At 66.7% G+C, this 25,581-nt stretch carries 32 protein-coding genes; 4 read left to right on the forward strand and 28 right to left on the reverse strand.

Going from position 1 to position 25,581, the window contains the following annotated elements; all coding sequences use genetic code 11:
- Nucleotide 1: 1 nt before the first annotated feature.
- Genes Q0X18_RS11855 through Q0X18_RS11920 form a run of 14 tightly spaced genes read right to left on the reverse strand, consistent with a single transcriptional unit; the run spans nt 2 to nt 13,082 of the window.
- Nucleotides 2-1,630, reverse strand: coding sequence for a hypothetical protein (locus Q0X18_RS11855; RefSeq protein ID WP_013012823.1), 1,629 nt, complete (start codon nt 1,628-1,630; stop codon nt 2-4).
- Nucleotides 1,630-2,598, reverse strand: a complete 969-nt coding sequence (locus Q0X18_RS11860) for an ATPase AAA (protein ID WP_043956394.1) — start codon at nt 2,596-2,598, stop codon at nt 1,630-1,632. Before Q0X18_RS11860 ends, Q0X18_RS11855 begins: the two co-directional genes overlap by 1 nt.
- Nucleotides 2,559-3,026: a lytic transglycosylase domain-containing protein gene (locus Q0X18_RS11865; RefSeq protein WP_013012821.1), complete on the reverse strand. Its 468-nt coding sequence runs from the start codon at nt 3,024-3,026 to the stop codon at nt 2,559-2,561. The genes Q0X18_RS11860 and Q0X18_RS11865 overlap by 40 nt, the downstream gene beginning before the upstream one ends.
- Entirely contained in the window at nt 3,011-3,562 is a 552-nt protein-coding gene (locus Q0X18_RS11870) for an HD-GYP domain-containing protein (RefSeq protein WP_013012820.1), read from the reverse strand. The genes Q0X18_RS11865 and Q0X18_RS11870 overlap by 16 nt, the downstream gene beginning before the upstream one ends.
- Complete coding sequence (locus Q0X18_RS11875) at nt 3,543-3,869, reverse strand: hypothetical protein (RefSeq protein ID WP_013012819.1); 327 nt, start codon at nt 3,867-3,869, stop codon at nt 3,543-3,545. Before Q0X18_RS11875 ends, Q0X18_RS11870 begins: the two co-directional genes overlap by 20 nt.
- 2 nt (nt 3,870-3,871) lie before the next feature.
- Complete coding sequence (locus Q0X18_RS11880; RefSeq protein WP_297562719.1) at nt 3,872-4,363, reverse strand: hypothetical protein; 492 nt, start codon at nt 4,361-4,363, stop codon at nt 3,872-3,874.
- Nucleotides 4,353-4,568 (reverse strand): hypothetical protein, encoded by a 216-nt coding sequence (locus tag Q0X18_RS11885; protein WP_297562724.1) that lies wholly within the window; start codon nt 4,566-4,568, stop codon nt 4,353-4,355. Before Q0X18_RS11885 ends, Q0X18_RS11880 begins: the two co-directional genes overlap by 11 nt.
- Nucleotides 4,549-6,843 (reverse strand): type IV secretory system conjugative DNA transfer family protein, encoded by a 2,295-nt coding sequence (locus Q0X18_RS11890; RefSeq protein ID WP_297562727.1) that lies wholly within the window; start codon nt 6,841-6,843, stop codon nt 4,549-4,551. Before Q0X18_RS11890 ends, Q0X18_RS11885 begins: the two co-directional genes overlap by 20 nt.
- Nucleotides 6,840-7,064 carry a hypothetical protein gene (locus Q0X18_RS11895; protein ID WP_013012815.1) on the reverse strand — a complete coding sequence of 75 codons (225 nt, stop codon included), beginning with the start codon at nt 7,062-7,064 and terminating at the stop codon, nt 6,840-6,842. The genes Q0X18_RS11890 and Q0X18_RS11895 overlap by 4 nt, the downstream gene beginning before the upstream one ends.
- A 12-nt stretch (nt 7,065-7,076) precedes the next feature.
- Nucleotides 7,077-8,534, reverse strand: a complete 1,458-nt coding sequence (locus Q0X18_RS11900) for a hypothetical protein (protein WP_013012814.1) — start codon at nt 8,532-8,534, stop codon at nt 7,077-7,079.
- Nucleotides 8,535-8,544: 10 nt separating this feature from the next.
- Complete coding sequence (locus Q0X18_RS11905; RefSeq protein WP_297562732.1) at nt 8,545-9,915, reverse strand: hypothetical protein; 1,371 nt, start codon at nt 9,913-9,915, stop codon at nt 8,545-8,547.
- Entirely contained in the window at nt 9,912-12,446 is a 2,535-nt protein-coding gene (locus Q0X18_RS11910) for a helicase HerA domain-containing protein (protein WP_297562735.1), read from the reverse strand. The genes Q0X18_RS11905 and Q0X18_RS11910 overlap by 4 nt, the downstream gene beginning before the upstream one ends.
- Entirely contained in the window at nt 12,433-12,741 is a 309-nt protein-coding gene (locus Q0X18_RS11915; RefSeq protein WP_297562738.1) for a hypothetical protein, read from the reverse strand. The genes Q0X18_RS11910 and Q0X18_RS11915 overlap by 14 nt, the downstream gene beginning before the upstream one ends.
- Nucleotides 12,741-13,082 (reverse strand): TrbC/VirB2 family protein, encoded by a 342-nt coding sequence (locus tag Q0X18_RS11920; protein ID WP_297562740.1) that lies wholly within the window; start codon nt 13,080-13,082, stop codon nt 12,741-12,743. The genes Q0X18_RS11915 and Q0X18_RS11920 overlap by 1 nt, the downstream gene beginning before the upstream one ends.
- 54 nt (nt 13,083-13,136) lie before the next feature.
- Between Q0X18_RS11920 and Q0X18_RS11925 the strand changes: the two genes are divergently transcribed.
- Both Q0X18_RS11925 and Q0X18_RS11930 read left to right on the forward strand, forming a co-directional pair.
- Nucleotides 13,137-14,882 (forward strand): hypothetical protein, encoded by a 1,746-nt coding sequence (locus Q0X18_RS11925; RefSeq protein ID WP_297562743.1) that lies wholly within the window; start codon nt 13,137-13,139, stop codon nt 14,880-14,882.
- A complete protein-coding gene (locus Q0X18_RS11930) occupies nt 14,848-15,432 on the forward strand; it encodes a hypothetical protein (protein ID WP_297562747.1) in 585 nt (194 codons plus the stop codon). The genes Q0X18_RS11925 and Q0X18_RS11930 overlap by 35 nt, the downstream gene beginning before the upstream one ends.
- Before the next feature lie 48 nt (nt 15,433-15,480).
- Here Q0X18_RS11930 and Q0X18_RS11935 read toward each other — a convergent pair whose 3' ends face one another.
- Entirely contained in the window at nt 15,481-16,158 is a 678-nt protein-coding gene (locus tag Q0X18_RS11935; protein ID WP_013012807.1) for a hypothetical protein, read from the reverse strand.
- Between the two features lie 142 nt (nt 16,159-16,300).
- Here Q0X18_RS11935 and Q0X18_RS11940 point away from each other — a divergent pair, with 142 nt between their 5' ends.
- On the forward strand, nt 16,301-16,564 hold the full coding sequence (locus Q0X18_RS11940) for a hypothetical protein (protein ID WP_013012806.1): 264 nt from the start codon (nt 16,301-16,303) through the stop codon (nt 16,562-16,564).
- 72 nt (nt 16,565-16,636) lie between these two features.
- Here Q0X18_RS11940 and Q0X18_RS11945 read toward each other — a convergent pair whose 3' ends face one another.
- From Q0X18_RS11945 to Q0X18_RS11960, 4 genes are all read right to left on the reverse strand, one after another.
- Complete coding sequence (locus Q0X18_RS11945) at nt 16,637-16,876, reverse strand: hypothetical protein (protein WP_297562751.1); 240 nt, start codon at nt 16,874-16,876, stop codon at nt 16,637-16,639.
- Between the two features lie 16 nt (nt 16,877-16,892).
- Nucleotides 16,893-17,531, reverse strand: a complete 639-nt coding sequence (locus Q0X18_RS11950; RefSeq protein ID WP_013012804.1) for a hypothetical protein — start codon at nt 17,529-17,531, stop codon at nt 16,893-16,895.
- 167 nt (nt 17,532-17,698) lie between these two features.
- On the reverse strand, nt 17,699-18,370 hold the full coding sequence (locus tag Q0X18_RS11955) for a hypothetical protein (protein ID WP_013012803.1): 672 nt from the start codon (nt 18,368-18,370) through the stop codon (nt 17,699-17,701).
- Nucleotides 18,363-18,653 (reverse strand): hypothetical protein, encoded by a 291-nt coding sequence (locus tag Q0X18_RS11960; RefSeq protein ID WP_013012802.1) that lies wholly within the window; start codon nt 18,651-18,653, stop codon nt 18,363-18,365. The genes Q0X18_RS11955 and Q0X18_RS11960 overlap by 8 nt, the downstream gene beginning before the upstream one ends.
- 186 nt (nt 18,654-18,839) lie before the next feature.
- Here Q0X18_RS11960 and Q0X18_RS11965 point away from each other — a divergent pair, with 186 nt between their 5' ends.
- Complete coding sequence (locus tag Q0X18_RS11965; protein ID WP_013012801.1) at nt 18,840-19,097, forward strand: hypothetical protein; 258 nt, start codon at nt 18,840-18,842, stop codon at nt 19,095-19,097.
- 74 nt (nt 19,098-19,171) lie between these two features.
- Here Q0X18_RS11965 and Q0X18_RS11970 read toward each other — a convergent pair whose 3' ends face one another.
- The 9 genes from Q0X18_RS11970 to Q0X18_RS12010 form a co-directional block, all read right to left on the reverse strand.
- Nucleotides 19,172-19,738 (reverse strand): hypothetical protein, encoded by a 567-nt coding sequence (locus Q0X18_RS11970; protein ID WP_297562757.1) that lies wholly within the window; start codon nt 19,736-19,738, stop codon nt 19,172-19,174.
- Entirely contained in the window at nt 19,735-20,553 is an 819-nt protein-coding gene (locus tag Q0X18_RS11975) for a hypothetical protein (protein WP_013012799.1), read from the reverse strand. Before Q0X18_RS11975 ends, Q0X18_RS11970 begins: the two co-directional genes overlap by 4 nt.
- Nucleotides 20,554-20,675: 122 nt before the next feature.
- Nucleotides 20,676-20,924, reverse strand: a complete 249-nt coding sequence (locus tag Q0X18_RS11980) for a hypothetical protein (RefSeq protein WP_013012798.1) — start codon at nt 20,922-20,924, stop codon at nt 20,676-20,678.
- Entirely contained in the window at nt 20,887-21,243 is a 357-nt protein-coding gene (locus tag Q0X18_RS11985; protein WP_013012797.1) for a hypothetical protein, read from the reverse strand. The genes Q0X18_RS11980 and Q0X18_RS11985 overlap by 38 nt, the downstream gene beginning before the upstream one ends.
- Entirely contained in the window at nt 21,221-21,577 is a 357-nt protein-coding gene (locus tag Q0X18_RS11990; RefSeq protein WP_297562763.1) for a hypothetical protein, read from the reverse strand. Before Q0X18_RS11990 ends, Q0X18_RS11985 begins: the two co-directional genes overlap by 23 nt.
- 292 nt (nt 21,578-21,869) lie before the next feature.
- Complete coding sequence (locus tag Q0X18_RS11995; RefSeq protein ID WP_297562765.1) at nt 21,870-23,813, reverse strand: DUF927 domain-containing protein; 1,944 nt, start codon at nt 23,811-23,813, stop codon at nt 21,870-21,872.
- A gap of 44 nt (nt 23,814-23,857) precedes the next feature.
- Nucleotides 23,858-24,796, reverse strand: a complete 939-nt coding sequence (locus tag Q0X18_RS12000; protein ID WP_297562768.1) for a hypothetical protein — start codon at nt 24,794-24,796, stop codon at nt 23,858-23,860.
- Complete coding sequence (locus Q0X18_RS12005) at nt 24,756-25,172, reverse strand: hypothetical protein (protein ID WP_297562771.1); 417 nt, start codon at nt 25,170-25,172, stop codon at nt 24,756-24,758. The genes Q0X18_RS12000 and Q0X18_RS12005 overlap by 41 nt, the downstream gene beginning before the upstream one ends.
- Before the next feature lie 114 nt (nt 25,173-25,286).
- On the reverse strand, nt 25,287-25,541 hold the full coding sequence (locus tag Q0X18_RS12010; protein ID WP_024049795.1) for a helix-turn-helix domain-containing protein: 255 nt from the start codon (nt 25,539-25,541) through the stop codon (nt 25,287-25,289).
- Nucleotides 25,542-25,581 lie beyond the last annotated feature (40 nt).

Genomic DNA, 25,581 nt, shown 5'->3' on the forward strand with positions numbered 1-25,581 from the left:
TTCACCTCAGCAGGATGTTGTAGACCTCCGGCCCGAAGCCGGGGATGCTGACCCCGCTCACCCCCAGCCCCGGCGTTCCCCTGACCCTGGGAATCTCGTAGCCCTCGGGCACGCTCACCCAGCCCCAATAGGTGCGCTCGCCTGCGAAGGGGAGCACGTAGGGCGCTACCGGGATGGGCCGGGGCCAGTCCAGCGCCCCCGAGAGGGAGATGAAGGGCGGGGTGGGCAGCAGGCTGACCTTGATCCGCACCGGCACCCACCAGTAGAAAAGGGCCCGCATCCCCAGGGAGGCTGCCACCCCCAGCGGATTGCGGTCGGCACGGAAGTCCGGCACCGTGCTCACCTCGGCCCGGTTCCACACCTGGAAGAAGCTCAGGTAGCCGAAGCGCTCGTAGATGTAGGGATTGGAAGGGGGGAACCACCGCTTGAGCTCCTCCAGCCGCCAGGCCCCCGGGGCGTTCTTGCTGTTGATGAAGAGGTCACGTCCGACCAGCTTGCTCCCCTCGTCGGCGGCGGCCAGGGCCAGCAGGGCCCGCTCCATCACCTGCTCGTCCATCCCGCCGATCAGCCCGGAAAGCTGGTTGCTCACCGGGGCCAGGAAGGGCAGCCGGGCCAGGCCTCGCACCGCCTGGTAGTAGTACGCCGTCCCCGCCAGCCGTTCGGCCTCCGGGAGGCGGGGCAGGGCTTGCCGTAAGGTGCTCACGATGCCCTGGGCCTCGCTCACGAGGTTCTGGGGGGTGAGCCCGTCCAGCGTTCGCATCACCGGCGTCACCACCGCGCCCCCCTCGAGGACGTGCGCCTGCCAGGGCATGGGGGCAAAGACCCTGAGCTTTGTGGGGTTAGACAGGTCGGTGGGTACTCGAGGCCGCAACGCGGTGAGCACATCCTTCTGGTAGTCCGGGTAGTAGGCGCTCACCGCGTGGGCGATGCCGTCCGAGACCCGCTTCTGCGCCTCGGCGTCGTTGAACCACAGGGGCTCACCCCCCTCGTACCCCGGCGTGCACCAGGAGAAGCCGATAGCGTCAATGTCAATGCAGAAGCCGGGGACGTACATCAGGGGCAGGATTTGCAGGCTGAGGTCGTCGCAAAACTCCTCGTTGTCTAGCTGCGGAATGGGCCAGTAGGCATCCAGCATGTGCTGGCCCTGGGCGGCGGGCTGCGGCCACCCCAGGCCGGGATCAAACCCCTGAGGCACAATCCCCGAGGGCGTGTCCACCCGCACCTCCGGCAGAGGCGGGTTGAGGTCAGGCCCCTTGAGCCCGGCCCAGCAGTACACCGCGTAGAGCGCGGGGTTGTTGAGCCGGGTGATGGCGTGCCAGTAGTAGCGCTCCTCGAACCTCTGCCAGGCCCTCCGTAGGTCGCGGGCCACCTCCTGGGTGGTGGCGAGGTCGCTCATCGGCAAGCGCCACTCGTGGGCCACCGCCGGTTTGCCCCCCTCCTTCGCGGCCTGGTGCTCCTTCCAGCGGTCGGCCCGGATGACCTCTATGAAGGGCCACTTGAGCAGGGTGAGTCGGTCCAGCCGGTAGTCCGGTGCGCTCACCAGATAGCGCGTGGTCTCGGGGTAGCGCGGGTCCTGGGCCAAAGCAGACCCCAACCCCAGAAGAATGAAAACGGCCAGCATCCATCGCATCAATCCCACCTCCCCAGTCGCAAGCCCTCGGGTTCACCTCCCGCGAGCAGGGTGTCCAGGGCCTCGGCAAAGTCGGGGTACAGCACGAACTTCCCCTTGCCCCGCACCTCCAGGCACATGGCGAAGGACGGGCGGCTTCTGCGCTTCCCCTCCACCGGGTCGCCCAAAATGGGCAGCAGCACCGGGTTCTCCAGCAGGTCCAGGATGGTCTCGCCGTGGGCGGTGGCCACCACCCGCACCCCCCGGCGGCTCGCGGTAAGGCACTGGAAAACGTCCTCGTTGTAGCCGATTTCGTCGGCCACCACCACCTCGGGTGAGTGGTTGGCGATGGCCTGGTAGATGACCCAGCCCTGGTTCTTGGAGGGCGGGTCGGGCACCTGCAAGCGCCGGGCAGGGGAGATGCCGGGGTGGGTGAGCTTGCCGTCCCCCCCGATCTCGTTGCTGGTGTCCACCACCGCCACCCGTGGCCCGTAGCGCCCGGCCAGGATACGCACGATGTCCCGCAGCAGGGTGGTCTTGCCGGTGCGGGGCGGCCCCACCACCAGCAGGGAGCCGGTCTGCTCGAGCCAGGGCCGCAGGGCCTCGGCCACCCCCATCACGAAGCGCCCGATGCGGATGGTCACCCCTACCGTCTCCCCATAGGCGTCCTGGATGCGGGAAATGCGGTGCAGGGTGCCCTCCAGGCCCGCCCGGTTGTTCTCCTTGAACCCCCCCAGCCGGTGGGTCAGGTAGGAGAGGTCGTCCTTGCTCACCGTGCGCCCCTCCAGGACGTAGACCTGATCCGCTGCGGTGTAGATGAGGGGCTTGCCCAGATCCAGCACGATCTCGTCCAGGCTGTCCCGGTGCCCCTCCACCTCCACCCGCACCCACGGCGGCAGGCGTTCCATCAGGCGGGCGAACTCCTCGGGGAAGCGCTCGTGTACCCGCACTAGGCTTTTCTGTTCTGCTTCAACCACCGGTACACCCATAGCACGTCCCTCACATACTTCTGCGTCTCGGGGTAGGGAGGAATGCCCCTGTACCTACGCACCGCCCCCGACCCGGCGTTGTAGGCCGCCAGCGCCAGCCGCCAGTCCCGGAAGCTGTCCCATAGCTGCCGCAGGTGCCGCGCCGCTCCCCACAGGTTCCACTGGGGGTGCGAAAGCCGCTCCCTCGAGATGCCAATCGCCCTGCCCGTCGCGGGCATAATCTGCCCCAGCCCCACCGCCCCGTCGGGAGAGACCGCATCCGGGCAGAAGCGGCTCTCCACCCACACCAGGGCGACGAGCAAATCCGGGTCCAGCCCGTACCCCCTGGCGTAGTAGGCCGCCCACCCCGCCAGGTCAGGGGGGATGCGACCGCAAGCCAGCCCCCACGAGCACGAGGCCAGAACCAACAGGGCTAGCAGTCGGGCCATTCCACCTCCAGGTACTCCAGGAACAGCCCCGCTATTTGAGGGTCAAATTGCGTCCCGGCCCCCTGCCGGATTTCACGGCGGGCCTCCACCGGGCTCAATGCCTCCCGGTAAGGCCGCCCGGATCGCATGGCATCGTAGGCGTCCAGCACCGCCATGACCCGCGCGGAAAGGGGGATTTCCTCTTTTCCCCTTCCGAGGATGTACCCTTTCCCGTCCCAGCGCTCGTGATGCATCAGGGCTACGTCCTGCGCCGTCCGGCTGTATCCGTTCTTCGAGGCATGTTGCCAGGACAGGGCGACGTGAGAGCGCAGCACCTCCAGTTCGGACGCCTTGAGCGGACGCCGCAGCAGGTCGTAGCGGGGCAGGTACAGCTTGCCCGCGTCGTGAATCTGTGCCGCGTCTACGAACTCGCCCCACAGGCCGAAGCGGGTCGCCGCCCAGGAAGCCAACCACAGCAGCCGCTCGGAGTGGCCGCAGTTTTCCAGGGTGATCTCTCCTTGAGGGATGATGTAGCCCCTACCGGTTTGCAGCAGCATCGTTCTCCTCTTCCGCCACTATCCCGTAGCTGCCGGTCACATCTCCCGGAACCATGCGGTAGCCGGATATCTGGGTTGCGTCGTTCGAGCTCATCCGCTGCATCAGCAGCACCATCCGGGATAGCGCCGCTCGGGTAGCCCGTAGCTCCTCCAAAGCAGCGGCCTGCCAGAGCACCAGCACCCCCAGCAGCAAGAGCACCATGCCGAACTCGATCATGCTCCCCCGCAGGAGAAACGCCCCCGGCACCACGCCCGAGAGCCCCACGATCACCCCGACCCAACCTGCAATGCGTACAAATCGCTCCATACTCACCTCAAAAACCGTGCGCCGAGGCGCTGCACCAGCCCGTCAATGCGGTAGGGGCGGCCCACCGCGTAGGCGTCCACGAACTGCCGCACCAGGGCGGCTACCTGGGCAGGGTTCTCCTCCAGCCGGTAGACCGGCAACCCCATCCGCACCTCACGGATCAGCGCCACCCGGCGATCCACCACGGCGTAGTCGCCACGTGTGTAGGCTATCAATCTTGCCCCCGTCCCCTGGAGGATGGAAGCCCAGGGGAGGTAAGAGGCCCCGATCTCGGCGGTGTCCCCCCGGGTGAGGATGTAGCCCCTGGCCCCCCGCTCCGCCACCGCCACCCGGTAGCCCTCGGCTATTGAGCGGTCGTCAAAGACCGCCATCTCCAGCAGCACCTCGCTGCGGGCGGTGGCGACCAGGCGGGTCACCTCGGCTTCCGATAGCACGGGCTCGCCCTGGGCAACCACCAGGGCGAAAAAGAGCAGGACTCCCAGGCTACGCCGCATCCGCCACCCCCACCGCCCGCGCGATCCGCTCGGCTTCCTCGCCCTCGGCCAGAAGGGTCACCCACTCCCTCCCGTAGCGGTACAGGCGGTAGCCCTCCCCGGCCACTCCGACCAGACAGTGCTGCAACATCTCGTCCCACACCACCCAGGTGGCGTTCTCCAGGAGCCGCCAGAACTCCCGTGCCTCAAGCCCCTCGAGTCTCATCGCCCAGCGCCTCCAACGAAACCGCCACCCGCACCCGCCCCTCTTCCGTGGGGAGCCGCCTGGCGAACTCCCTGATCACGGTCTCGGCCTCCTCGGGGTTCATGAAGACCTCGGCCTGGCCGTCCACTCCCTGCCGCCGGGCCCACTCCCGCACCCGACACCAGCGCACCAGGGCCGCCACGAAGGGCTTCTCCAGCGCCTCCAGCCCCTTGCTGGTGAGGTTGAGGGAGAGCGCTTCTTTGCCTTTCACCTCCAGCCAGCCCTCCCGCACCCAGGCGGTCTCGGGCGGAGGGAAGCCCTCGGGCAGGACGAAGCGGAGGCCCGTGGTGGTCTTCTTGTGGTAGTAACGCTGGAAGACCGGCATCACAGAGGTCAGGCGGCGGATGTATGCCTCGAGGCTGCGCGGGTCGCTGGCCTCCTGGGCCTCTGGCAGAGGTTCGGTGACCTCAGGCTCAGGACGGCTCCTTGTGGGCGCTGCTTCCCCGGAAAAGGGAGCAGGCCGGGGCTGGGGTTCGGTGTAGGGGGCTGGGACCCTGCTCGTCTGCGTGGGGACCGTCCGCGTCGGGACGGCTTTGCGGGCCTTCTCGTACAGCCCGTGCAGGGGGTGTTTTTTCTCCCACATCCCCCCCAGGTAGGTTCGCACCGGCGGCTTGCCGTCGAGGATCACCACCGTCTCGCCCTTTTTGACCTCCCGCATCTCCTCGGCGGACAGCAGGAAGCGGGCCTCCTCCCGCTCGCCCTCCCCCTCGCTGCCCGAGAGGAAGCCGCTCTTGGAGGAGCTCCTGGAGTAGCCCACCACCGTCTCGTAACCCAGGGTGCGGGCCAGCCACTTGCGGTCTTCTTCCGAGAGCCGCTCGAGCAGATACACCTGCTGCCCGAACGTTCCCTGGATGCTCTCCCACACGTCCCGCCCGTACACCGAGCGCCCGTTGGCGAGGTTCTGGACGCTGATGTGGAAGGCCGCTCCCTTGGAGCGCATGGTTTTCAGGTTGTCTTCGATGCCGGGGAGCTTGCCAAAGGCGGTGAACTCGTCGAGGTAGACCGAGGTGAGGGTCTTGAGTGTTCCCCCGTTCCGGGCCGCTGCCCTGTGGATCTCCCGATCCAGGATGCGCTTCACCAACCACAGCAGGGCCGTGGCCTTGCCCCCTTCCAGGTGCTCCTGGGGAATCCCGATATACAGCAGGCTGGGCTCGCTGAAGAAGCGCTCCCAGGGAATCGCTCCCCTTCCCGGCAGGCTCGCGGCGTCCAGGTAATCGTTCTCAAAGAGGGCCAGCTTCCCCGCCAGCCCCGCCACCACCCCGGCGATGATGTCCTCGCGGGTCTGGAGCACCGCCCCGATGCGCTCCTTGAGGTGCGGGCGCACCTCGGCATAGGCCTTGATCTCCTCCTTGCCCTGGCGCAGCAGGTCGAGGATGTGCCGCAGGGAGTAGCGCCCTTCCTGCCCCTCAATCCAGATCAGCCCGGCCAGCAGCATCCGCTCGAGGTTGGCGTAGAACTCCGCCCCCCCGTCGGCCAGGCGGGGCACGATGATGTCCGCGATGTTGCTGGCTTCCTGGGGGTTCTCCGCACCTTCCAGCAGGGCAATGCGGGCCGAGCCCGGCGCGAAGGGCGTGTAGGCATACACCGCCCGCCCGAAGTGGCTGTAGTAGCGTATCGCCTCCATCAGCCCGCCCTCGTCGGGCCACTTCAGGTCAAACACGATGGCGCTCCAGCCGTCCCGCGCGTCGAGCAGCAAGTTGGGCTGGTAGTAGCCGGTCGTTTTGCCCCCGCCGGGCTTGCCCACCACCAGCGTCCCGGTGCGCCGCTCCATCGAGGGCACCCTGAGCGGCTTCCCCTCGAACAGCCCGTACCAGCCGGTGCCCTCCCCTAAGTAACCCTTCAGGTCGCTGGCGCTGGCCCACCGCCCCTGCCCCGGCAGCTTGCGCGGGCGGTGCGGGCGGATCAGGAAGGGGATCATCCCCAGGACAAACCCCCCGGCCACCACCATCCGCAGGGTGTCCAGGGGCAGGGCCTTCTGCCACAGGCCGTTCATGACCTCCGTGCAGTTGCCGGTCAGGTCACCGTAGCAGCGCAGGATCAGCTCGGCAGGGCTCGACGCCTTCAGCGCGGCTCCCCACCCCGCCCGCAGCATCCCCTGGGCCACCTCCAGCGCGGCCTGCCATCCAACCCCGAAGGCCAGGGCCAGGGTGGAGAGCATTACCAGACCTCCCAGAAACCGCAGGAGCTTCTGGGAGGTGGGCACTTCGAGCAACGACTGCCGCCGGGTCACGCTCATAGCCGCTCCGCCAACCTCCGGGTGGCCGCATCCAGGGTGCCGTAGACCCGCTCGAGCACCCGTCCATCCACCTCAAGCTGCCACAGGCCCACCTCCTTACCGGCCCGGCCCGGGCTCTCCAGCACCGCCTCCACCGCCCGCACCACGCAGTCGTGGTTCTGGTGGGTGAACCAACGTCCTACCAGTTGCTTTCCTTCGATCAAGTCCGATACGTTCAACATATCTCCCTCACGTTAGCTATCGCTGGACGCTGGAGGCAGACCCCGTGGCGAGGGGTTGGGCAGTTCCCGCACCGGCCTCCACTCGCCCTCAATCACGTCATCCCCGTAGCGCTGGATAGAAGAAGAATAGGGCTGCATCTCGTAGGCCGCCGGGCGGGGCAGCGATCCGCCTCCGGCGGGCAGGGCCCCAGGGCTTCCACCGGCGGGCAGGGCCCGTTCTCCTGGCAGTACAACGGTACGCTCCGTACCGGCTCCTCCACCGCCCCCTGCACGCCCGGCGTAGATCCGTCCGCCCAGGCTCGAGGTGCCGAGCATCTGGCGCACGCCGGTAGCAACGAAGCCCCCGACGAAGCTCATCGCCACCCGCTCGACGTTGAACAGGATGTAGGCCGCCGCCGCCATCCCTGCCAGCAGCAGGATGATCCCCAGCAGCCAGGCCGTGATCACCGTCTGCAAGGCCTGCAAGGCCAGGCTCAGGTCGGTGCGTACCGCATCGAACTTGGCCTCCAGCGCACAGAAGGGATCGACAATAAGGCACTTTTGGGACTGCTTGGCCTGCTCCAGCGCATCCTCGCTTTTCTCCTTGACCGCTTCCAGCCGATCCACTGCCTGATCCACGTAGGCGTTGACCTGGTTGACCGGGCGGTTGATACCGATCTCCACCGCCGCCTTGAACCCCACCGGCAGCAGAACCACGATGAGCAGGGCCCCCATCATGGCCGCCACCCACTTGCCAAACCAGTCTGCCGCCGAGCCCTTGGGGAAGACCAGCAGCGCCGCCGCCAGCGGGAACAGCGCCACCCCCACCTCCACCGTGAACGAGGCCACCACGATCAGGATGAAGAAAAACAGCATCAGCGGAATGAGCAGCAGCGTGGCCCAGTTGAGGTATTGCAGCACCTTGGACGAGCCCGCGCTGGTGCCCGAGGCGACGGATCGGGTCGTAGCGTTCTTGGCCGCATTCTCGGCGGTTTTCGCGGTCATTACCTTGACCGCCCCCACCGCACCCATGAAGGGTACCACCCGCATCGCCAGCGCATCGAGGCTATCCCCCGCATCGGACAGGGTAGCCGCCACCGAGTCGGTGCCCCGCTCCCGCGCTGCGGTCATGGCCGCATCCAGGGTGTTCCCCACGAACCCACTCGTCCACAGCGAGAGCATCAGCCCTGCCACCGCCAGCCGCACGAAGGCCCCCTTGATGGCCTCCAGGCCTCCGCCCAGGATGCCCTGCACGATGCCGTAGACGAAGCCCAGCATCACCAGGGCCAGTGCCAGGGCGGAAATCCCCCGTTCCAGCCGGGCTATGTCGCGGCTGATGCTGTTGAGCCAGCGCGAGATGTCGAAGACGGTCTGAAGCAGGTTTTGCTGCTGTGCCGTGCCGCTGGGGGGCGGCACCTGCGGCTGCTCGGCCAGGGCCGGCCCGCTCACCAGCAGCAGCACCAGGGTCAACAGAACAGGAATCCAGCGCACAAAAGCCCTCCTATGGACGCAAGCAGGTGATGTTCCCATCCGCCCCCGGCCCCAGCACCCCATCCGGGCAGGCCACCGTGCGGGAGAGGGTTGCCAGCATCCGCAGGTTGGCGGTCTGGCTCTCGGCTTCCTCGCTGACCTGGGCCATCGTGCGCTCAACCTCGGCTTTCCAGGATTCGATCTCGTCGGCGCGACGCTCGAGCTCAATCTCAATCAGGTTGGCGATTTGCCGTGTGGTGTAGGCCTGCTGGGCGGCGCTCTGCCGCACCGCCCCCACCACGTCCTGGGTGTTGGTGAGGTTCTGCCGCATGATCTTGGCCTGGGCGTCCACCAGGATCTCCAGCACCTCCCGGGTGGAGTTGGCCTCCCGCGCCCGCCGCACCACCTGCTCGGCCTCCCCCTCCTGCGAAGGCAGGGGGTTGGTCACCTGGAGCGCCTTGGCCAGGTCATCCTGGGTCTGGTTGGTGGCGGCTTCCACCTGCTTCTCCGCTGCGGCGTTGTTGGCCTCTACCTTGGTTCGTAGCTGGAGAAGCTGCTCCTTCCGTTGCAGGCTGCCGAGCTCGGCCATCAGCAGGTTGGGGTTGAGCTTGATGGCCTCCACCGCCCACCACGAGGGGCTGCCGTTGGGGTAGGGGTTGTTCCTGATGGCGTCCACCTGTTTTTCCCGCACCCGGGTCATCCAGTTGGACACCTTCGCCACCATCTGACGGTAGCTGCGCCTGATGGCAAGGAAATCCTGCTCGAGTTGATCCGCCTCGACGTTGCCCCTGGCCAGCCCCATCTCCGCCCCCAGCCCGTTGACCAGGTAGCTCACCCCGGTAATGAAGCCCTCTCGCTTGAGCATGTCAAAGTCTTGCCGTACCTCATCCCACATCCCCACCGCCCGATCCAGCGTGCGGTAGAGGGTGCACACCCAGCGCACGCTCTCCAGGCTGAAAGCATTGACGGTGGCGCAGGCGGTGCTGCCCCACTGCTGCACCTGGTTCCACAGGGCCTCCAGGGCCGGTGGGTTCTGCGAGGGCGGCTCCGCCGCCGGATCTACCACCACGCTGAAGAAGATGGTCTTTGCCCCCACCGTAAGCCGGGCCGGGCTCGAGCCGCTCGGGGTGTTGGCCGCTGCCGTGAACACCACCTCCACCGTGGCGTTTTTCCGGGGGTCGCTCACGGTGATGCTGGTGGGGCTGTAGGTCACCCCGGCAGGCAGGCCGGTGATCCCGATGGCGAGCGTGCCGGTGAAGCCCTCCGACAGCACCGCCAGGGTGGACTTGGCGCTTTTCCCCGGTGCCACGCTCACCGGGGTCGGGGAGAGGTCAATGTAGTAGTTCTGCGCCAGCCCTATCCCCGGAAGAAGGAAAAGCAGGTTCAAAAACAGCCTTCTCATGTTTTCTCCTCCCCATAAGCCAGCGCCCGCACCGCCCGAATCACGTCGCCGTAGCGCTGCACCGCCGCCCGCCGCCGCGCCACCTCGCCCTTGTCCGTGGTGAACATCCAGTAGTCCACCGGGTTGGGCCGCACCACGATCACCTCGCCCTCCCGGCCCTCGCCGGTGCGAATCCAGGCCAGGCCCTCCGAGTAGACCCCCTTCACCCCGGTCAGCCTGGCGTGTACCGCAATGGCCCGGTCGGGCATCCCCAGCACGTCGCGCATCACCGCGTGCTCGGCATCGCTGCCCGAAAGGCGCAGCAGGAAGTGGAAGCTGGTGTTTTGCAAAAGAGCCCTGGGGCCTTCCCCGGCGAAGTCTGCGAGGCTCTGGGTGATGCTCCAGATGCCCCCGCCCAGAAAGCGGAAGCGCCGGTAGAGCTCCTCGACGAGGGCGGAGGCGTAGGGGCTCTGGAAGACCTTCCAGGCCTCGTCCAGCACCACCAGCACCCGCCGCCCCTGCCCCTTCTTGGCCCGCTTCCACACCAGGTCGGCGATCAGGAGCGTGCCGATCACCTCCAGGTCGTCCTTGAGGCCCTCGAGCTCGTAGCACACCACCCGCGCCCGGGCCAGGGGGACGCTGGTAGGCCGGTCGAGAAACTGCCCCTTGGGGCTGTCACCTACCCAGGACTGAAGCCGCAAGGCCAGCTTGCGGGCGACTTCCTTCTCCGAGGGAGAGGCCGGGCGGCTGCCCACCTCGTCCAGCAGCACCAGGGTTTGCACCAGGTCAGAGAGTCGGGCCCCCTGGTAGACCTTGCGGTACGTGCCGTCCGGCTGGGGCAGGTCGGGGCTGGCCCGCTTGTAGGTCTGCTCGATGGCCGCTTCCAGGATGGCGTTCTCCACCGCCTCCTCGGTGCGGTCGTCCCCCGCCGGGAGGATGGCCCGCAAAAAGCGCAGCACGTCCTGGAGCTTCTCCGGGCTGGGGGTGTGTTCGCCCTCGTCCAGGTCGAACATATTGACCGCCGTCTCCCCGCCGGGGCGGATGTCAATGAAGGCCCCTTCAAAGGCCTCCACCAGCGCCTCGTAGTTGCGTCCCCGGTCGAGGATCACCACGTCCACCTCGTTGCGGCGCAGCAGTTCGGAAAGAATGTATTGTGTGAAAAAGGTCTTCCCCGAGCCCGATCCGCCCGCAATAATCCCGTTCCAGTTGTTGGTGGTAGGGGTAAAGGGGTCTATGCGGGTGAGGGAGAGGAAGCGGTTGTGGAAGAGCGCCACCGGCTTCTCGTGCCCCTTCCAGGCCCCGGTGAGGGGGATCAGGTCGGCGGCGTTGGATTCCAGCAGGCTCACCACCTCGTCGCTCATCCCCCCGCTAAACGGGGCCCGGCTCTTCCAGGGCTCGAAGAGGCCGTTCTTGAGCTGCCGGAAAGGGTTGCCGGGGATTTCCGACAGCCGCCCCACCACCTGACTCGCCCGGCGCTCCAGGGCCTCCCGCTCCTTTTCGATCAGGATCAGGGCTACCCCCACCCGGTACACGTGGTCGCCCGTCTGGGAGATGTGCTGGATGGCCCCCTCGGTCTCCCGCTGCCCGACCAGGATGTTGGGATCAACGTAGGTCTCGGTGTTGGCGCTGGCGGCGTAGAACCGCCTGGCCCGCGCTTTGAGGGCTTTCAGGGCCTTCTCGTAGGGCTCGTGGTAGACATCCACCACCAGGTAGAACTCACCCCCTCCGGCCAGGGCCAGCACGTCGCCCATCTCGGTGTAGGTCTCGTCGGGGATGGTGTAGAGGGTGAACATGCTGGCCCACTTGCCCCCGATGTAGAGGGCGTCGCGGTAGGAGTTGTCCACCTCGCTCCGCACCAGTTGGGTGCGTAGGGTGGGGGGCTTGAGTCCCGGCATCTTCTCCACCGCACTGCGGGGGTAGCGCTGCCAGGTGGGGCGGTAGCGGGGCACCCCGGCCTGCCGCATCCCGGGGTTGAGGTAGCGGTAGGCCAGGCCGAAGACCTCCTGGGAGTCCATCTCCTGCACCGCCACCCCCCGCCCCTTGGCGATCATGCGGATTCGCTCGCGGATCTTGGCCCCTTCCTTGACCCGCTCGGCCAGTTCAGCCTTGCCAAACGGCAGCCGCCGGGGGCGCTTGTTGCCGTAGAGCACGGTGAGGAAGGCCCGCCGGGTCATCACCTGCCCTCTGGCCCACAGGTCGCTCCAGAACTTGTAGCGTTCGTTCTGCAAGAAGCGGGCGGTGGGGTGGGATGGGTCGAAGGCCCTCCCATACGCCTCCACGGTTTCCTGGGGAGCCGGGGCCGCCTCCACCACCAGCCGGGCCCGCGCCCCTTGCGGCACCCCGTTCCTGAGCACACTCCGCACCATGTAGAGGAGCCCCTCGAGCTCGTTCTGGGATAGGAGCAGGGTGGGGCGGAGCAACAACTCCACCCCCACCTCGCACCGCCCATCCTCAAGAAACATCGCCCCGTCGTGGATCTCCCAATACGGAAACTCCTCGGTGAGCGAGCGCTCCCGAGGGCGGTTGAAGAGATTTACATTACTCGCGGTCATGGCCAATGACGAGCGGCGTGGTCTCCCGGTCTCTTCCCGGCGTATAGCGGTCGCTCTGGGTGAGCCACAGCGCCTCGTGCAGAAGCGAAGCGCCCGGATAGCGCTCCCGCAGCTTCTCCGCTGCTGTCAGCGCCAGGTAGCCGGTCAGGGCCCCCGAGAGGAGCCCTGCCGCCGGATGCACCCCTTCCATGAGGCGCAGGCCGATCACGAACCCCAGCCCGATGACCGGGAGTTGCCAGAGTTCCAGCCCCACGATGGTGATGGGCTGGTAGAGGCGGTACACCCGACGACGCATCAGGCGCAGCCCGTACCGGAAACGAAAATCCGCGCAAACGAAGGGGCCGCCGCCAGGATCACCCCGCCGATAGCCGCCCCGATCATGAGGGGCACGGCCTTTTTCCCGCCGATCATCAAGCTGATGCCGCCGATGGCGAACATGATGATCACCAGCGCCAGGCCGAAGGGGCCTTTCATCGCGTTGTAGATGTTGCAGATGGCGATGGTCAGGTTGTTGAACGCTTGTTCAGCCTGGGCGTGGGCCACGTTGCCCATCCCCACCAGCACCAACCCCATCAGCAACCCGCGAACCTCCGGCAGAGCCGCCAACCGTTTAGCCAAAATCGCCGCTTTGTGCATTCTCTCACCTCAACGATTTTTTATTACCCATTGTGGGCAATATAATATTACCATATGCGCCTTGACCCAGAGGTAAAAAAGCAGGTGGAGGCTGCGCTGAAAAATCCAGTCCCTCCGCCCACCGACCCGGCCTTCGACGAACTGCTGCTCCGCTTGCGTAAAGAGAATCCTGAACTGGCGGATCTGCTCGAGTCGGGGGTGCTCTTCGACGACCTGCCCACCCCGGAAGAGGAGACCGCCCGGGCGGTGGCACGACGTAGCTTCTTCCTCTCCCTCAAGCACCGGCTGCTGGATCGCTACGACGAGCTCACCGGGGAGTGGGTGCCCTCCCGCCCCAAGCAGATTGCGGTGGGCTTTCTGGGCCTGGTGGTAGCCACCTCCCTGTGGTTTGCCCTCTCCACCCGGGAGACCAAGGCCGCCCAGGGCGGCCTGCCGCTGCCGGTGGCAACCGCACCCAAACCGACCCCCGCTCCAGAGGCTCCCTCCGCACCGGAAACCACCCAGACCCAGGCCGGGAGCACCGCTGCCCAGGACAGCCCCACCGCTCCCGGAAGCGAGCCGGGGAACGCTCAGGGGAACGCTCAGTCGTCCGCCTCGGACTCCTCCAGCGTGCCCCCGCCTCCCTCGGGCTACTCTGAGGTGCCACCCCCTCCTTCAGGGTATCCGGCTTCCACCCCTCCGACGGGTACTTCAACCACCGGCGGCGTAACGCAACCGGCCCCGCCCCAGCCTCTCACCCTCTACGCCGCCAGCCCTGGGGCGGTACAGCCTGCATCCGGTGGTAGCACCACCGCACCCACCACCGGCTCCAACACCAACACCGCCACCCCTGCGTCGTCCCAGCCCCTCACCCTTTACACGGGTGGGGGGAGCCAGGGAGCGCAGCCCCTCACCCTGAGCCGTCCGGCGGCTCCATCCGCCTCCGGGCCCTCCTCCCGCCCCATCACCGGGAGCGTGGCCGAGGATGTGGCGGCCAGCCTGCAAGGCCAGCCGGTGCCGTCCGCCTCTGCCAGCGCCAGCAGCACCGGCGGCAGCCTGACCCTCAAGAAGGAAACCCAATCCACCTTCGCGGTGCGCTCGGTGGAAGGCCAGGGGGGGCAGGGTGGTAGCTTCTACCTGGTGGGAGGGCCCCAGGCCCAGGCCCCGGTGGGGACGCCTCCAAGCGCGGCTGCGCCCTCCTCGGTGCCGGGCTTCCCGGCGCAGGCCCCGGCTTTCCCTCCGGCCCAGCCCTCCGCCCCGGCGGCTGCGGCCACCCCTCCAGCGGCTCCCTACACCCTGGGCACCCGCCTCAAGGGCCGCCTGGGGGTGGGGGTGCTCATCGCCGAGGGGACGCCGGGGGCAGTAGCGATAGACGCCGAGGACGGCTCGACCTGGGTGGGGGAGGTCACTCTGGATGAGACCCGCCGCCTCAAGGGGAAGCTCACCCGGGTCATCAAGGATGGCCGGGAGTACGCGGTCAGCGCAACCCTCCTCGACGCCGAGGGGACGCTAGGGGTGGCAGCTAAAGTGCGTGAGGAAGCCCCCTCCATCGCCGCCGACCTGATCCGGGGGTCGTTGCGCGGGGTCAGCGATTACGTCACCGCCGCCTCCCAGGCCAAGAGCGTGACTGTGCTGCCGGGCGGGGGTGTGGCGCAGTCCTCGCAAACGCCCCCCCTCGAACTATTCATGGCCGGAAGCCTGGCCAACCTGTTTGCCCTTCAGCAGGACAAGAAGGCGGTAGTACGGGTCGCCCAGGCCGAGAAAGGAACGGAGGTGGTGATCCTTGTTGTTCCAGGTCAAGACGCCGCTACGGGGAAGTGAGCGCCGGGAGATCCTCGAGCGCATCCGTGCCGCCATACGCTGCGACCTGGCCCTCAGTGAGGGCCAGTTGGTGCGTCACTACGGGGTGGTGCCCTCGGAAAAGGAAGCCGATGGGATGGGCCTCTTCGTAGTGCGGGCGGTGCTGAACCCCTCGCACCACGCCAACCGACTCATGGAGGTACGCTTCTACACCCCTTACCTCTGGGTCAGCCGCCTGGGGCCGCCCCTGCTGCGCCACCTGGCCGGGGTGGGGGAGATGCGCCACCTCCTGGGGGCTGCGGTGGGCGACTGGCGTACCGACACCCACCGCATCCACTACCGTGAGCAACCCGATGCCTACTGGTACAGCAGGCTGGGCCCCTTTGCGATTGAATACGACGCGGGAAGCTACTCCCTGGGCCTGCTCCAGCGCAAGGTGCAGACCTTTGCCCTGCGCTTCGTGGGGCAGTATTGGGGCGCTCCCACGGAAAGGAAGGCCGCCAGCCTGCGGGAGAGGCTGGCCCCCTTCGGGCTGGATGGACGGTTCGTGCTGGCTGCGCCCTGGTGGTAGTCCCTTGCCCCCTTCGGGAGCCTGGGGTCACGCGGGCGGGGGCAAGATTCAGGCCCCCGCCTCCGCCCACACCAGGGGGCGGGGATCGTCAAAGGCCAGCATCACCGGAATCGGGCCGCCCACGTCCACGACCGCTACCGCCTGGGGGCACTCCCCCTCCTCCTTCCACCGGGTCATGGTCCGCTCCACCACCAGCCGGGCGCTCTCCTCGAGGGTTCGCCCCTGGGCAATGACCCGCAGCCGGGGCGTCACCACCTCCACCAGGCGATGGGGTTCTGGGGGGAGCAGCCTCGGTTCCTCTCGCGGGGTATAGCCCTCGGCTTTCAGTATGTGCACCACCTGCCGCAGGGTCTCGCCCGGCGTGAGCAGGGGGGGTGCATCCCTGAAGCCCTCCTTCAAGGGCCTGCCGCGCACCCACGGCAGGCGCTCCACTTCGAGCATATCGACTATACCGGTGAGCCAGACCAGCGGCTCTTCCAGGCTCCACACCACCAGCGCCGCTTCCGCCCTCTCCTTCTCCAGTACCGATAGACGCCGCCGGTAATAGTCCAGATGTTCCTGCATAAAGCGTTGGTGCGGTGGGGGGACTGCTTCCAGGGCAGCTTCCAGCGTGGGCCGGGTGAGGGCTCCGTCTGCTGCTTCCGCCTCGAGCCCATACCGCTCGGCCACCATCCGCACACCGCTGGACAGGCTGCGATCAAAGAGGTCAGTTAATTCTGCTCGCATCTTTGCTATCATCTTACTTGAGCGGGTCAGCTCGAGCACATTGAAAACCGGTTCTGGCCGTCCGGCGTTCCAGGGAATCCGTCGCCTTCGCGCGAGGGTTCCCTGGGCCAGGGGGAGCTTTTCGCGCAAGAAAGGAGCAACAATGCGCCTTGTCATCCTTGCCGAAGAGCCCCCGGCGGAGCTGCGGGCTCAGTTAACCTTCTTTGAGGTATGCACCGAAGAAAAACTTCTGAGCCTCACCAGCCTCTACCCGGTCAAGGCAGCGCCCCGGGTCCTGCCCTTCCTCCGCCTTTGTGGCATCGAGGCGAGTGAGGTGGGGAAGTCTGTCCGCTCAGGCGACCTCGTTGCCTGGCCCCTGCCAGAGCGCCCTGGCCGGAACTCTCGCTGGATGCTGATGCTGGCCTAGCTCGTCCGTCCTTCCCTTCCGAGGATAGTCCTTATCTTCGGGAGGTTCTTTTTTGCCCTTTCTTGCCCCCCCTCACTCCTCACCATTAACTTCCGGGGGTAAGATTTCGCTCACCGGTCTTACTTCCAGACCCCCCTCCCGCTCCATCCGGTCAAACCGCTTCGGGTAGGGGTGGTAGACCCGCACCCATTCCGCCTCTCCCTGCTTCCTGCGGCTGTACCATCCCATGCGCTTGAGGGTGTTTCTGAGGCTGCGGGTGCTGTACGCTCGCAAGCTCGTTATCAGGATCAACCGTTCTCCGTCCCGGCGCATGAAGGCGATGCGCCCCCTATTTTGCCCGAAGCTCCCGCAGCTCTTCCTTCCCCCAGCCCAGAGCCTCCCGGCTGCGCTCGAGCAGCGCTTCGGGTAGCTCCGGCAGGCGTTCTTTGAGTGCGGCAAAAGCCCGCTCGAAGGGTTCCTGCCGCATTCCCAGGTCGAGCCCTACCCGGCTTCCAAACCGCCAGGCTGCCAGCCAGAAGACCCAGGCGTTCTCCGGGGTGGGTTCGGCGCGGCAGAGCGGGCCGCCATCTTTGGCAGCCCCCAGAAGCCCGGCCCTGTCCAGCAGGCCAAGTCGCGCAAGGTCGGCCTGCCACGCTGCCCACGCCGCCTCGGGAAGTTGCAGGGGCCGCCACAGGTAGAGTGGGGTATCCTCCAGGTCGAACTGGCGGGCTATCTCCTCCCGGGATACCGCCACCCGCACCGGCAGCCCTTCATAGGTTCCTTCGACAACCAGGACACCTTCTTCAAGACCTACCAGCCGCCCTTCCAGAACACCCCCGGCCTCCTCGCCTTTATAAACGGGCAGCCTCACCGGCCTGGGAGAAGGGTCGCTCACAGTGGCCCGGTCAAGTTCCGCCGTGACGCCTCGAGCGAGCCATGCTTCAATCTGGTCACCTGTCAGGAAGCTGGGAAACACTGCCACTCGCACTGTATTCCTCCTATTTAGTAACTCACCTTACGCGGTCAGTTGTGTTTTGATCTGCTGTAGTTCTTGAAAAGCAGCCCGGCTGGCAGCCAGATAGAGCTTGGCCTTGAGATCCTTTGCAACTTGCATTGCCCCTCCTTCTCCGGGGGGTTCTTTTTTGCTGTGCAGGCCTATGCCACCGCCCCTCCCCACACGAGGGGGCGGGGATCGTCAAAGGCCAGCATCACCGGGAGGGGGCCTCCCACGTCCACCACTGCCACCGCCTGCGGGGCCTCCCCCTCCTGCTCCCAGCGGGCCCGGTTACGCTCCACCAGCAGCCGGGCGGTGTCTTCCAGGCTCCGCCCCTCGGCCACCAGCCGCAGCCGGGCCGCTACCTCGACTGCCAATTGGTCGGATTCAGGGGGCAGCAGCACCGGCTCCTCCTGTGGGGTAAAGCCCTCTGCTTGCAGGATATGGGCAATCTGTCGCAGGGCCTCCTGCCGCGTGAGCACCGGCGCATCCCGGAAGTCTTTCCGCAGGGGCCGGCTCCCGACCCAGGGGAGCCGCACGAGGTCAGGCATCTGGCCCAGGCCCATCATCCGAACCAGCGGCTCTTCCAGGCTCCACACCACCAGCACCGCCTCTGCCCCTTCCTTTTCCATGACCGAAAAACGCCGCCGGTAGTAGTCCAGGTGCTCCTGTACGAAACGTTGGTGCGGTAGGGGCAGCACCTCCATCGCCGCCTCGAGGGTGGGGCGGATGATGGCCCCGTCCGCCGCCTCGAGGCCGTACCGCTCACCCATCATCTTCACCCCCTCGTTGAGGGCGTGGTTGTGAAGCTGGTCTAGCTCCCCTCTAGCCATCCAGGTTGATCATCCCGCTCACGTTCTGTCCCTCCCACCGGCCCGCGACCCCTACCAGCCGCAACCCTGCGTGGGTATCCGTCAGGAGCCTTGCCCCTTCCAGGAAGCCTACCGTCTGTCCCTCCTGCACCACCGCCACCGGCGGCAGGGGCTTCCCATCCTCAAACGCCTCGAGCGGAAGCTGCGCTTGCAGCCTGCCCGCCGCCCACTCCTCGGCCTCGGCCCCGCTCATGGGCCGGTCAGGGTACAGGGTTACCAGCACCACCTTATCCGCAACTTGCATTGCCTTTCCTCCTCCTCTTACCATGATAGGCGAGGGATTGCCTCAGCGTACCTTGAAAGCGTGACCTTGGAACGGGTTCTCTCCGCAAGACCCGGCCCAGGCACATCGGCAACAGGTCTCTTGTCCAAAAAGACGAAGAGACCCTGTGCTTGGCGGCCCGGGCCTCTTCGTCGGAAAGGAAACTGCGTGTACAAGGTTACCACGTTCAGGCTGCTCAACGCCAGGGGTGTAAAGGTCATCAGATTTACCGACCTCAGCGACAGCGCTGGCAGGAAACTGCTGGATCGTGGAGCGATCTTTGACCGCTCCACCGCCGACCTTGCAGAGGAAGTGAGCGTCTCCGCCATCGAGCCGGTAATAGTGGAGGAACACGAGTTCCTCCCGGGCGATGAGATTCTCATCCCAACCGCTAGAGGTTGGTTTCTAGGCCGAGTAGCTGAGTAGCCCTCAGTCCTTCTTCTCCTCAGAGACGATCCTTTTCTCTGGGGGGTTCTTTTTTGCCTGCTCTTACCCCTCCCTTACTCCTCAGCATCCACATCCGGGGGCAAGATTTCGCTCAGCGCCCTCACCTCCAGCCCCCCCTCCTTCACCATCCGGTCAAACCGCCTGGGGTAGGGGTGGTACACCCGCACCCCCTCGGCCTCTCCCTGCTTCCTGCGGCTGTACCATCCCATGCGCTTGAGGGTGTTTCTGAGGCTGCGGGTGCTGTACGCCCGCAAGCTGGCAATCAGCATGAGCCGCTCCCCGTTGCGGCCCATGAAGGCGATCCGCCCCCGGGGGTTTCGCCCCACGAAGCGCCAGCCCTCCCGCTCGGCAATCCGAATCGCCCGCCGCAAGAGCACCGCATCCGCCACCGCCGTGGCCCTGGGGCGGTAGAAGCGGGTCATGGAGAGCACTTCGACCCGCCCCCTGGGGCCCACCACCACCGCCCGGCCAATGACCGTAGGGACTATCACCAGATACTTCCGCTTGACCAGATCGTAGAAGGTGGCGCGAGGTATTCGCTCAAGCACCTCCTCCACCAGCATCGGCCCTCGTAGGTGGAGACTACAGATGAACCGCCGGTGCTTCTCGGCCAGACTCATCGCCCCTCGAGCTCGATCCGCGTACCCGCCATCACCGAGCGCTTGAGGGCGAATTGCCGCCCGCTGCCGATCTCCACCAACCCCCACTCCAGCCCGATCTCCCCGGCCCGGGCCCCCTCCAGCGTGATGAGGCCCGAAAGGGCCTCACCGGGGTTGACCAGGGTCTTCAGAGGCTCTCGCTTGAGGCTGTAGGAGAGCCGGTTGCCGCCCTGGGTGATCACCAGCCTTCCGGGGTCCGCCGCCAGCGTGCGGTTTCCCCGGTTCTCCAGGGTGAAGAAGATCGTCACCGTGCCCTTCCCATCCGAGGGCACCTGGGCGGTGGTGGTAAACCGCACCGCCTCCGGGTTCAGAGGTGCGCTCTGCGGCGGCTGTGCGGCCTGCGGGGCCGGGCTGCTCGGGGCCGGGCTCGCCGGTGGGACGTAGGCGCTCGCCGGTGCGCTCACGCTGCTGCGCCGGGAAAGCTCGATCACATAGCGCCGGGGCCCCACCCCCGGCCCGATCTTGAGGGTGAAAAGCAGGGTGCGCCCGGCCACCTCCACCACCAGGTCGGTCTGCCCGGCCTTCTGGGTGGCCGAAACCAGGATGCGCGGCCCGGCGCTCTCCACCCGCAGAAGCTCGCCCTTGGCCGAGGCCAGGGTGCTCACCGTGTCCCAGAAGTCCAGCACCGTGGTAAAGCCGGGGCTGACCTCGATCACCCCCGGAACCCGCGTGAGGTCATCGGCGTAGTAGGTCTTGAGCACCGACTGGCCCATCGCCAGCGGCGTGAGCAGCATGAACACCAGGGCCAGTTGTTTGCAATAACTTATTACCTTCATACAGGCATTATATGACAACATCCTGTTACCGAGAATGCCAACACACTCTGTCACCAAAAAATGAACCGCCCGGCCTCCCGGGGCGGCCTCAGCTTGTTGCGACGTTATCTTAGGATCGCCCGCTAGAACGGCAGGCCATCCTCCGCTTCCCCAACGAACTCCTGGTGGGCCTCATCCGCTGCCCGATCCGCCGCCCAGAAAGCCTCGTCAAAGCTGGCGTAGCTTCCGATCACCGTTTCCCTGCCGTCCTCAGCGCGGTGCACCGCCTGGAAGGTGTGAATATTCGGCTGGCGCACAAACCATTCACCCAGGCCCCGATACGACCGGAACACCTCACGCTCGCCAATCATCCCGTTCAGCTTCAAGATCAAGCCCGTCCACCTCCTTATCGCTCACCCCACGCGGTCGGCCCAGCCGCCACACATAGTAGACCCTGGAACCTTCTTGTATTTTCTCGAACTGCACCCGGCTCTTCAACAGCCGCTCCTCGAACCTGCCCTCGGCCACAAGCTCGTAGAGGGTACGAAAGCCCTCCCGCTCCCGCACCCGCACCTCCCGCCACACCTCCCCCCCGGCCTCCACGGGCCTCGAGAGGAAAAGCTCGGCATCGTGGCAAGCCCTTACCACGATAGCCCCTGGCGGCATCCTGAGCGAGAGCGCCACGATTTTAGCCCGAGGACGGATCAGCATAGCATTCCTCGGAAAGGGAAACCCCCGGCCCCTTTGGGAATACCCGCACCACCCGCTCCAACCGGTCAGGCCAGACCCCCAGGATTTCCACCACCCGGGCCTGGGGCCAGCCCGCCTCGAAGCGCTCGAGCAACTCCCGCAACCAACCCTCCAGGCTGCACTGCGGCATCCCCGGAAACCGGGCGTGGGCCTCCAGGTCGGCCTCCTCCGGCACCAGCAGCGCCCAGTAGACCACCTCCCCGTCCACCAACCACCGCAGCCTGCGACACCCCAGCCCCTTTAGCTTCGCCGTTACCTCCGGCACCATCCGTAGCAGCACCCCCCAAGGACTCATCGCACCCTCCGTTCAGAACTCCCAACACTCCCAACACCTCTTCCCGCCGAACCGCCCTTTCCACTTCCTGAACAGCATTTTCCCACCATCTGCCGATGTAGGGCCAGTCCTCCCCCCACCTCCCACTTCATCAGCCTTTTTTCCCATGCTGGACGTGATTCCGGTGCGTTGGGAGAAAATCGCCGTTTTTGCCTCTGCAAGCGGCCCCTTTTCCCAACGCTTTTTCGTCGTCCAGCACGCAAATCCATCAACCTGTTGGGACTGTTGGGACTCCTGGCGATAGGACACCCCACTAGAGTTCCACCTCATACGCCCCCACCTCCCCCTCGCCGTTGGGACAAACTGAACTCCCAACAGCCGGTTTTCTCCCAACGTCTTTTGTGTCGTCCAGGACAGTATTTTGCCCCATGTTGGGACTGTTGGGAGTTTTGGCGAGGACACCCCCTGGAATTTGCACCACGTCACGGGTCGTGCCCTGAATCCGCACCCCCACCCCGTAGCGCACCCGCCCACCCCGCTGTTGCGAGCGGATCACCCCCCGCTCGCCCAACCGCTTCCACAGGGTGCGGGGGGTAGGAAGCGGCTCCCCGCTCTCCACCGCCAGACGGTTCAGCGCGGCGTAGGCGGCGGTGGGTTCCAGGTATATGCCCTGGGCATCCACCCAGCCCACCAGCGGCCCCTGGGGCACCCACCCGTCCGCCCGGGCCTGCCAGCCCCACCGCTCGGGTTCGGCAGGGGGGGTCTGGGCGTCATGGCGGTTGCCCAGGTGGGCCCGCCCGCTGCTCAGGAGCCCCAGCACCAGCGGGATGAAGCGCTCCACCGGGTTCATGTCGCTCTGGTAGCCCTGCTGCGCCTCCCCCACCTCATGCAGGACGGCCTCCACCTCCCGCGTGAACCGCTCCGCCTCCGCCGGGGAGATGACGCCCACCTCGAGCCAGTAAGCCCGCACGATCTCCCACACTGCCTGAAGCCGGGCCAGGGCGTCGGTGGTGCGTCCGTGGGCGGCTGGATAGCATGAGCGCAGCTCGCCGGTGCGAAGCCGCACCTGCTGCCGCACCCCCTCCAGCCGCCCGGCCAGCCAGCGCACCCAGGCGGCCAGGGCCAGGGGAAACCCCGCCGCCTGGTTTTGCAGCCGGGTGAGCGCCTCCAGGTTCACCTCGCCCGGGGTTAGCTCGAGGATCAGGCACCGCGCCCGCACGCTGTGGCCGGGGGGCAGATCCTCGCCGGTGACCAGCAGGCTGCCCCGGGGGGCCCGGTCGGGCTGCATCCGTCCGTCCGAGCGCATCCGCGCCCGCCCCGTGGCGTTGCCCTGGTTGCGCAGAATCCGGGCGGCCTTACCCTGGAGCTCCTTCTGCTTGCCCTCATGTCCGGTGGGGGCGTAGTCGTCAATCAGCAGCAGGGCATCCTTGGCCGCGAAGGCCAGGGCCTCCAGGGCGTTCGCCGTGCCCTCCCAGTTCGTCGGCGGGTGCGGGGCAGTGTGCCCCCACAACGCCTGCACCAGCAGGGCCAGGCTGGTCTTGCGGGCCCCGGTCAGCCCGGCAACGTACAGGCTGCCCAGCGGGTGGTTGATGGGTGCTCCCAGGGCATAGAGCAAAAGGGGCCAGGTGACCCGCCGGGGGCCTGCCTCCAGCATTGCCAGCAGCCGCCGGTGCGCCTCCGGTTCGGCCTCGCCGGTGGGCGGTTGGGGCAGGGCGAAGCCGCTCAGTTCGGGGGGGAGATCCACCTCGAGGCCCTCCACGCTGCCCTCCGGCCCGATGCCGCCCCCGGCGTGCAGGTACACCCAATCCCCGCCCTGCCGAACCCAGCCGGTGTGGGCGTAGACCGTGGCCTGCTCAGGGGTGCTCAGGTGTTGGATGGCGGCGCGAAGATGGTCTTTGACCCCATGTCCCGGCGTCACGATGGCCCGGGCCCCCCACTCCCGCACCGGCCAGTGCATCGCAGCAAACTCGCTCGAGCGCACCCGGGCGGACGGAAGGGGGCCGGCTGCGGTGGAGCCCTCGAGCTCGAACAGCAGCTCGTCCTGCACCCCATCCGTGTAGCGCACCTCCCGCCGGATGCGACAGGCAAAGTTGCAAAGCGGCACGTAGACAACAGTCCGATGCTCACCCCGCCCTTCCAGCCGGGCCATCTCAATGCGCCCTTGCTGGATGCGGTAGCGGGGATGGCCGGGCAGAACCTCCTCAAGCTCTACCGGGCTTATAAAGTCTTGATGTACGGGTGGTATACTCTTGACCATACAGAACTCCTTTGCATCCCACCTGGCGGGGTGGGGTGTATTTTTTATTCCTGCAACAGTTGCCCGGCCAAACCCTGCTGCCCCCACCGGGCGGCGTATTCACAGGCGTCGAGTCCGCCCTCCAGGGGTTCCAGGACAAACATCGCAACCTTCACGGCCTCCCCTTCCTCCTTCCAGCGCCCTATCGCCCTGCGCCCGCCAGGGTCTCCGTCGGCATAGAGGTAGACCCGGCGGCCTGTCAGGCCCTCCCAGGGCACCCGGCCCTCCACGCCGGGAATGCCCAGCAGGTCGGCCCGACCCTCCAGGGCAAACCAACTGGTGATGGCGTTGAGCTCCCCCTCCATCACGATCACGGGTCGGCCTGCATCCTGCCCGAAACCGGGGGAGTACCAGGCGGGCGCCCCTCGCTCGGGGGTCAGGTAGCGGTAGCGGAAACCCTCCCTGGGCTCGCGCAGCCTGGCCTTGATGGCCTGCACCTCCCCGGTGGGCCCCAGGATGGGGATCACCAGGTCGCCCTGACGGCTCTTGCCCAACCCCACCTGTCGGGCCTGCTCGAGGGTGATGCCCCGTCCGCGTATGGCCTCCTCGTCGAGGCGCTGCTGGGCCGCCTCGAGGGCCCTCTTCTCCGCCGGGGTAAGGCCCCGAACGGGGCGCAGGCTTGCGCGGTGTTTGATGCTGGCCTCATGGGCCACAGTCTCACCGCTACCTGCCCGGTTCTTGAGCAACTCCGCTGCTGCATCCTTGCTCATCCCCGCCTTGAGAAGCAGGTGAAAGGCGTTTCCGCTCTCCCCGCTGCCATGGTCCTTCCAGAACCACATCCCCCGTGCCTGGAATAGCGAAAGCGAGGGGTGCGTGTCGCCTCGCCACACCGCCCGGCATACCCCGGCTCGCCCCGGCCTGGCCCCCGACTCCGGCCAGAGTTCGCACACCAGTGCAGGCAGGTCAACCCTCTCGATGGAGCGCGTCAGGGCGTCCTTCGTCATCGGTGTCTTCCTCCAGCTCATGGCAGAGCACCTCCAGGCTCTCCCCGCGCCAGACCTTGACCTCGAGCCAGGCCAGCCCCCTACCCGCCACCACCAGCCGCCACCCGGCTGCCTCCATGCCGGTAGCCCGCGAGGCGGAACGGGTCCTGCCAGCCATCTCCAGCACGTCCTGGAGCCGGTCGGGCAGCAGGGACAGGGGGTGCAGTAACGCTCCCACCCCCTCCAGGTCGAAGGCGATCTCAGGTTGGGGCCTCTCCTGCGGCAGCAGACTCAGTATCTCCTGGGCAGAGCACAGCAACTCTCCAATCGCGCCCACGGGGAGGCTCAGCACCAGGCTCTTGTGGCGGGGTGTCAGCAAGAACAGGTCTCTCTCCATTTGCATAGTGTTCTGGTGCGCCCTGTGCACCCTGGTTATCTCCTGACGCTAGCACAATTTCCAGGGCTCGCCGGACAAATGATGAGAAATCGTCACTTTCGCTGTAGTGACGCACTAAGCGGATGCGTCGTCGCTGGGCTGGCATTCGAACTCCTCCGCGATCCGTATCAGCAGGCGTTCCTCGCTCACACCCAGCCGCAGTGCCAGCACCCTGGCCAGCTTGCGGCTGCACACCAGCGAGGGCCGTCGCACCTCGCCCCGCTCGTACTTCGTCAGCAGCGAAACGGTGATCCCTGCTTCCACCGCCAGCGCCTCCTGGCTGAGGCCTGCCTGCTTCCTCAACCGGCGAATGATGTTGGGGCGCTCCATAGCTTTGATAGTAATATATTACCTATTATAAGACAATATA

Source organism: Meiothermus sp., assembly GCF_026004075.1.
Taxonomy (GTDB): domain Bacteria; phylum Deinococcota; class Deinococci; order Deinococcales; family Thermaceae; genus Meiothermus.

What these genes read in the sequence shown, in the direction of transcription:
- Q0X18_RS11890 (WP_297562727.1), bottom strand. Translation starts at nt 6,843, where the DNA reads ATGAGCGTGACCCGGCGGCAGTCGTTGCTCGAAGTGCCCACCTCCCAG.
- Q0X18_RS11895 (WP_013012815.1), bottom strand. Translation starts at nt 7,064, where the DNA reads ATGTTGAACGTATCGGACTTGATCGAAGGAAAGCAACTGGTAGGACGT.
- Q0X18_RS11990 (WP_297562763.1), bottom strand. Translation starts at nt 21,577, where the DNA reads ATGAGTCCTTGGGGGGTGCTGCTACGGATGGTGCCGGAGGTAACGGCG.
- Q0X18_RS11995 (WP_297562765.1), bottom strand. Translation starts at nt 23,813, where the DNA reads ATGGTCAAGAGTATACCACCCGTACATCAAGACTTTATAAGCCCGGTA.
- Q0X18_RS11945 (WP_297562751.1), bottom strand. Translation starts at nt 16,876, where the DNA reads ATGCGCCGGGACGGAGAACGGTTGATCCTGATAACGAGCTTGCGAGCG.
- Q0X18_RS11875 (WP_013012819.1), bottom strand. Translation starts at nt 3,869, where the DNA reads ATGGAGCGATTTGTACGCATTGCAGGTTGGGTCGGGGTGATCGTGGGG.
- Q0X18_RS11960 (WP_013012802.1), bottom strand. Translation starts at nt 18,653, where the DNA reads ATGCAAGTTGCGGATAAGGTGGTGCTGGTAACCCTGTACCCTGACCGG.
- Q0X18_RS11885 (WP_297562724.1), bottom strand. Translation starts at nt 4,568, where the DNA reads ATGAGACTCGAGGGGCTTGAGGCACGGGAGTTCTGGCGGCTCCTGGAG.
- Q0X18_RS11935 (WP_013012807.1), bottom strand. Translation starts at nt 16,158, where the DNA reads ATGCGAGCAGAATTAACTGACCTCTTTGATCGCAGCCTGTCCAGCGGT.
- Q0X18_RS11870 (WP_013012820.1), bottom strand. Translation starts at nt 3,562, where the DNA reads ATGCTGCTGCAAACCGGTAGGGGCTACATCATCCCTCAAGGAGAGATC.
- Q0X18_RS11880 (WP_297562719.1), bottom strand. Translation starts at nt 4,363, where the DNA reads ATGCGGCGTAGCCTGGGAGTCCTGCTCTTTTTCGCCCTGGTGGTTGCC.
- Q0X18_RS11985 (WP_013012797.1), bottom strand. Translation starts at nt 21,243, where the DNA reads ATGCTGATCCGTCCTCGGGCTAAAATCGTGGCGCTCTCGCTCAGGATG.
- Q0X18_RS12000 (WP_297562768.1), bottom strand. Translation starts at nt 24,796, where the DNA reads ATGACGAAGGACGCCCTGACGCGCTCCATCGAGAGGGTTGACCTGCCT.
- Q0X18_RS11865 (WP_013012821.1), bottom strand. Translation starts at nt 3,026, where the DNA reads ATGGCCCGACTGCTAGCCCTGTTGGTTCTGGCCTCGTGCTCGTGGGGG.
- Q0X18_RS12005 (WP_297562771.1), bottom strand. Translation starts at nt 25,172, where the DNA reads ATGGAGAGAGACCTGTTCTTGCTGACACCCCGCCACAAGAGCCTGGTG.
- Q0X18_RS11860 (WP_043956394.1), bottom strand. Translation starts at nt 2,598, where the DNA reads ATGGGTGTACCGGTGGTTGAAGCAGAACAGAAAAGCCTAGTGCGGGTA.
- Q0X18_RS11925 (WP_297562743.1), top strand. Translation starts at nt 13,137, where the DNA reads ATGCGCCTTGACCCAGAGGTAAAAAAGCAGGTGGAGGCTGCGCTGAAA.
- Q0X18_RS11940 (WP_013012806.1), top strand. Translation starts at nt 16,301, where the DNA reads ATGCGCCTTGTCATCCTTGCCGAAGAGCCCCCGGCGGAGCTGCGGGCT.
- Q0X18_RS11855 (WP_013012823.1), bottom strand. Translation starts at nt 1,630, where the DNA reads ATGCGATGGATGCTGGCCGTTTTCATTCTTCTGGGGTTGGGGTCTGCT.
- Q0X18_RS11920 (WP_297562740.1), bottom strand. Translation starts at nt 13,082, where the DNA reads ATGCACAAAGCGGCGATTTTGGCTAAACGGTTGGCGGCTCTGCCGGAG.
- Q0X18_RS11975 (WP_013012799.1), bottom strand. Translation starts at nt 20,553, where the DNA reads ATGAAGGTAATAAGTTATTGCAAACAACTGGCCCTGGTGTTCATGCTG.
- Q0X18_RS12010 (WP_024049795.1), bottom strand. Translation starts at nt 25,541, where the DNA reads ATGGAGCGCCCCAACATCATTCGCCGGTTGAGGAAGCAGGCAGGCCTC.
- Q0X18_RS11910 (WP_297562735.1), bottom strand. Translation starts at nt 12,446, where the DNA reads ATGACCGCGAGTAATGTAAATCTCTTCAACCGCCCTCGGGAGCGCTCG.
- Q0X18_RS11970 (WP_297562757.1), bottom strand. Translation starts at nt 19,738, where the DNA reads ATGAGTCTGGCCGAGAAGCACCGGCGGTTCATCTGTAGTCTCCACCTA.
- Q0X18_RS11915 (WP_297562738.1), bottom strand. Translation starts at nt 12,741, where the DNA reads ATGCGTCGTCGGGTGTACCGCCTCTACCAGCCCATCACCATCGTGGGG.
- Q0X18_RS11905 (WP_297562732.1), bottom strand. Translation starts at nt 9,915, where the DNA reads ATGAGAAGGCTGTTTTTGAACCTGCTTTTCCTTCTTCCGGGGATAGGG.
- Q0X18_RS11955 (WP_013012803.1), bottom strand. Translation starts at nt 18,370, where the DNA reads ATGGCTAGAGGGGAGCTAGACCAGCTTCACAACCACGCCCTCAACGAG.